3 protein-coding genes are annotated in these 4,363 nt (G+C 70.4%); 1 reads left to right on the top strand and 2 read right to left on the bottom strand.

The annotated features are described in order from the left end of the window. The coding region (locus AC2VNT_RS13395) for a hydantoinase/oxoprolinase family protein (protein ID WP_486947328.1) at positions 1–2,400 on the bottom strand (2,400 nt) is incomplete at its 3' end. 128 nt (positions 2,401–2,528) lie between these two features. On the opposite strand from AC2VNT_RS13395, the gene fadD2 reads away from it, so the two are divergent. After that, the gene (gene fadD2, locus AC2VNT_RS13400; RefSeq protein ID WP_486947329.1) at positions 2,529–4,226 is read left to right on the top strand and encodes a long-chain-fatty-acid--CoA ligase FadD2; all 1,698 of its coding nucleotides are present in this window, start codon (positions 2,529–2,531) and stop codon (positions 4,224–4,226) included. A gap of 19 nt (positions 4,227–4,245) precedes the next feature. On the opposite strand, the gene AC2VNT_RS13405 is transcribed toward fadD2, so the two are convergent. After that, positions 4,246–4,350: a mycothiol transferase gene (locus AC2VNT_RS13405; protein WP_486947330.1), complete on the bottom strand. Its 105-nt coding sequence runs from the start codon at positions 4,348–4,350 to the stop codon at positions 4,246–4,248. Positions 4,351–4,363: the final 13 nt, after the last annotated feature.

Below are 4,363 nucleotides of genomic sequence, written 5' to 3' on the forward strand. Positions count from 1 at the left end.
CACGGTGACGTCCGGCAGGTGGGTGCCACCGTGATAGGGATCGTTCACCGCGTACACCTGGCCGGGGCGCAGCCGACCGGCGCGCCGCCGGATCACCTCCTTGACGCAGGAGCCCATCGACCCCAGATGCACCGGGATGTGCGGTGCGTTGGCCACCAGGTTGCCGTCCGGGTCGAAGAGCGCACAGGAGAAGTCAAGGCGTTCCCGGATGTTCACCGACTGGGCGGTGGCCTCCAGTCGCGCGCCCATCTGTTCGGCGATCGACATGAACAGGTTGTTGAAGATCTCCAGCAGCACCGGGTCGGTGGCCGACCCGGTGCCGGTGCCCCGGCCGGTGACGGCCACGGTCCGCCGCACGATCAGGTGCCCGTCTTCGGTGACGTTCGCCTGCCAGCCGGGTTCGACGACGGTGGTCGCGTTCGCCTCGGTGATCACCGCCGGCCCGGCCACCAGCTGGGTCGGCGACAGCCGGTCCCGCCGGTGCAGCGGCGCCTGGCGCCACTGCCCGGCCGAGTACAACCGAACCGACGTCGGGGCGGCGCACGGCGGGTCCCCGGTGTCGCCCAGCCGGGCCAGGTCCGGCCGGTCGGCGAGTCCGACCGCCTCGACGGTGACCGCGCCGGCGATCAGCGTCCGGTCCATCAGGAACGAGTAGGTGTTGCGGTGGATCGCCTCGAACGCGGCCGTCATCGCCGGGGTCTCGGCCAGTTCGACCGGGATCGAGGTGTCGGTGCCCTGGTAGCGCAGCAGCACCCGGCGCACCACCCGGATCCGTGCCGTCGGAACGCCCTGGTCGACCAGATCGTCGCGGGCGGCGCGTTCCAGCGCGTCGGCGGCCGCGGCCAGCACCGGCGGCGCGGCGGCATCCAGCGGCACCTCGACCGATCGCTCGCGCAGCACGGCGGTGTCGGCCAGACCGATACCGAGCGCGGAGAGCACGCCGGCCATCGGGGGGACCAGCACCGTGCCGATGCCGAGTTCGTCGGCGACCGCGCAGGCGTGCTGGCCGCCCGCGCCGCCGAAGGTGGTCAGCACGTAGCGGGTGACGTCGTGGCCCTTCTGGACCGATATCCTCTTGACCGCGTTGGCCATGTTCGCCACCGCGATTCGCAGGAACCCCTCGGCGACCCGCTCCGGGCTGCGGTCGTCGCCGGTGCGCGCGGAGATCTCGGCGGCCAGTTCGGTGAACCGGCGGCGGACGATCGCCGGGTCCAGCGGTTGGTCGCCGGCCGGGCCGAAGACCGCCGGGAAGTGCTCCGGCTGGATCCGGCCGAGCAGCACGTTGGCGTCGGTGACGGTCAGCGGACCGCCGGCCCGGTAGCAGGCCGGGCCCGGGTCGGCGCCGGCCGAGTCGGGGCCGACCCGGTAGCGGCTGCCGTCGAAGTGCAGGATCGATCCGCCGCCCGCCGCGACGGTGTGGATGTCCAGCATCGGCGCCCGCAGCCGGACTCCGGCGACCTCGGTGGTGAACACCCGCTCGTAGCTGCCCGAGTAGTGCGAGACGTCGGTGGAGGTGCCGCCCATGTCGAAGCCGATCACGTGGTCGAAGCCGGCCAGCGCCGACATCTGCACCATGCCGACGATCCCGCCGGCCGGCCCGGACAGCACCGCGTCCTTGCCGCGGAAGTGGTGGGCTTCGGCCAGCCCGCCGTTGGACTGCATGAACATCAGCCGCACCCCGGCCAGCTGCTCGGCCACCCGGTCGACGTAGCGGCGCAGCACCGGCGAGAGGTAGGCATCGACCACCGCGGTGTCGCCGCGCGGAACCAGCTTGAGCAGCGGGCTCACCTCCGAGGAGAGCGACACCTGGGTGAAACCGACCGCCGCGGCCAGTTCGCCGATCTGCCGCTCATGCTCGGGGTAGCGGTAGCTGTGCAGGCACACCACGGCCACCGCCCGGATCCCGTCGGCGTGCGCCGCCCGCAGCGCCCGGCCGAGCGGCTCCGGGTCCGGTGCGGTCAGCACCGTCCCGTCCGCGGTGACCCGCTCGTCGACCTCGACGACCCGCTCGTAGAGCGGTTCCGACAAGACGATGCGCCGGTCGAAGATGCGCGGCCGGTCTTGGTAGCCGATCCGCAGCGCGTCGCCGAAGCCGCGGGTGATCACCAGCAGCGTACGTTCGCCGGCGCGCTCCAGCAGTGCGTTGGTGGCGACCGTGGTGCCCATCCGCACCGTCTCGATCCGGTCCGCCGTGGCCGTGCCAGCGTCCGCACCGAGCAACTCCCGGATGCCGGCCACCGCCGCGTCGCGGTAGCGGGCCGGATTCTCGGAGAGCAGCTTGTGGGTGACCAGTGACCCGTCCGGCCGGCGGGCGACGATGTCGGTGAACGTGCCACCGCGGTCGATCCAGAACTGCCAGCGCCGGTCACGGGTGGCGGAATCGCCGGGCGGTACAGGCACGCATCACATTCTGCCCAACGGCCGGTTTCGGCGCCGCCACTGAAGCGGCACCCGGTCGGCCATAGCGCAATGCTAATTACGTCGACATTCGCGGCCCCGGTGCGAGCGTGGTCACATAAGGTTGGGGTATGCGCAACCTCATTGACCTGCCCGGGCAGGTGGCCGGAAAACTACAGCAGTACGGGGAGCGCGGCTGGGCCGAACTGCATTACCTGCGCAAGATCATCGAATCCGGAGCGCTGAAGCTGGACTCGCCACAGCAGCTGGCCACGGTGCTCGCCGACGCGGTGCGCTGGGGCGAACTGGGCATGATCCCGGCGCTGAACGCCCGGCGGTTCCCGGACCGGATCGCCGTCATCGACGACGAAGGCGAGTTCACCTTCAAAGAGCTCGACGACGCCGCAAACGCGGTGGCCAACGGTCTGCTGGAGATGGGGGTGCGCAGCGGTGACGGGGTCGCGATCCTGGCCCGCAACCACCGCTGGTTCCTGGTGGCCAACTACGGCTGCGCCCGGGTCGGCGCCCGGCTGATCCTGCTCAACAGCGAGTTCTCCGGCCCGCAGATCAAGGACGTCTCCGAGCGGGAGGGCGCCCAGGTGATCATCTACGACGACGAGTACAGCGCTGCCGTCGCGCAGGCCCAGCCGCGGCTGGGGAAGCTGCGGGCGCTCGCCGTCAACCCCGACGCTGCGGATTCGTCGGCCTCCGCCTCCGGCGAGGAGCCGGCGGTCAGCACCGACGAGACGCTGGCCGACCTGATCGCCCGCAGCAGCAAGGCTCGGGCGCCCAAGGTCACCAAGCACGCCTCGATCATCATCTTGACGTCCGGCACCACCGGCACCCCGAAGGGCGCGAATCGGGCCACCCCGCCGACGCTGGCCCCGGTCGGCGGTATCTTGTCGCACGTCCCGTTCAAGGCCGGCGAGGTGACGTCGCTGCCGTCGCCGATGTTCCACGCGCTGGGGTATCTGCACGGGACGCTGGCCATGTTCTTCGGGTCCACACTGGTGCTGCGGCGACGGTTCAAACCGGCGACGGTGCTGGCGGACCTGGCCAAGCACCGGGTGACGGCGATGGTGGTCGTCCCGGTGATGCTGTCCCGCATTCTGGACCAGCTGGAGACGACCGAGCCGAAGCCGGATCTGTCGGCGCTGCGGATCGTCTTCGTCTCCGGCTCGCAGCTCGGCGCCGAACTGGCCAGTCGGGCGATGAAGGACCTGGGCCCGGTGGTCTACAACATGTACGGGTCGACCGAGGTGGCGTTCGCGACCATCGCCGGGCCCGAGGAGCTGCGGTACGACCCGTCGACCGTGGGGCCGGTCGTCAAGGGCGTCAAAGTCAAGATCCTCGACGACAACGGTCACGCGCTGCCACAGGGCCAGGTCGGCCGGATCTTCGTCGGCAACTTCTTCCCGTTCGAGGGCTACACCGGCGGCGGTGGCAAGCAGATCATCGACGGCCTGCTGTCGTCGGGCGACGTCGGCTACTTCGACGAGCGCGGGCTGCTCTACGTCAGTGGCCGCGACGACGAGATGATCGTCTCCGGCGGCGAGAACGTGTTCCCGGCCGAGGTCGAGGATCTGATCAGCGGACATCCCGACGTGATCGAGGCGACCGCGATCGGGGTGGACGACAAGGACTTCGGGGCCCGGCTGCGGGCGTTCGTGGTCAAGAAGCCCGGCTCGACACTCGACGAGGACGCCGTCAAGCAGTACGTCAAGGATCACCTGGCCCGCTACAAGGTGCCGCGCGACGTGCTGTTCATCGACGAACTGCCGCGCAATCCGACCGGAAAGATCCTCAAGCGCGAGCTCCGCGAGCTTTAGACGCGCGCTCGCGGAGCTGTCAGCCGTCGAATCCGGTTGCCCCGTCGAGCTGTTCGCGCAGGATGTCCAGCTGTCCGCCGTGCCGGGCAGTCTCCTCGATCATGTGCACGTAGATCCAGCGCAGCGATACCCGACCC

This window comes from Mycobacterium sp. TH-M15 (assembly GCF_057473705.1).

Excerpts from the sequence above, each read along its gene's own strand:
- fadD2 (WP_486947329.1), top strand. The coding sequence starts at position 2,529 with ATGCGCAACCTCATTGACCTGCCCGGGCAGGTGGCCGGAAAACTACAG.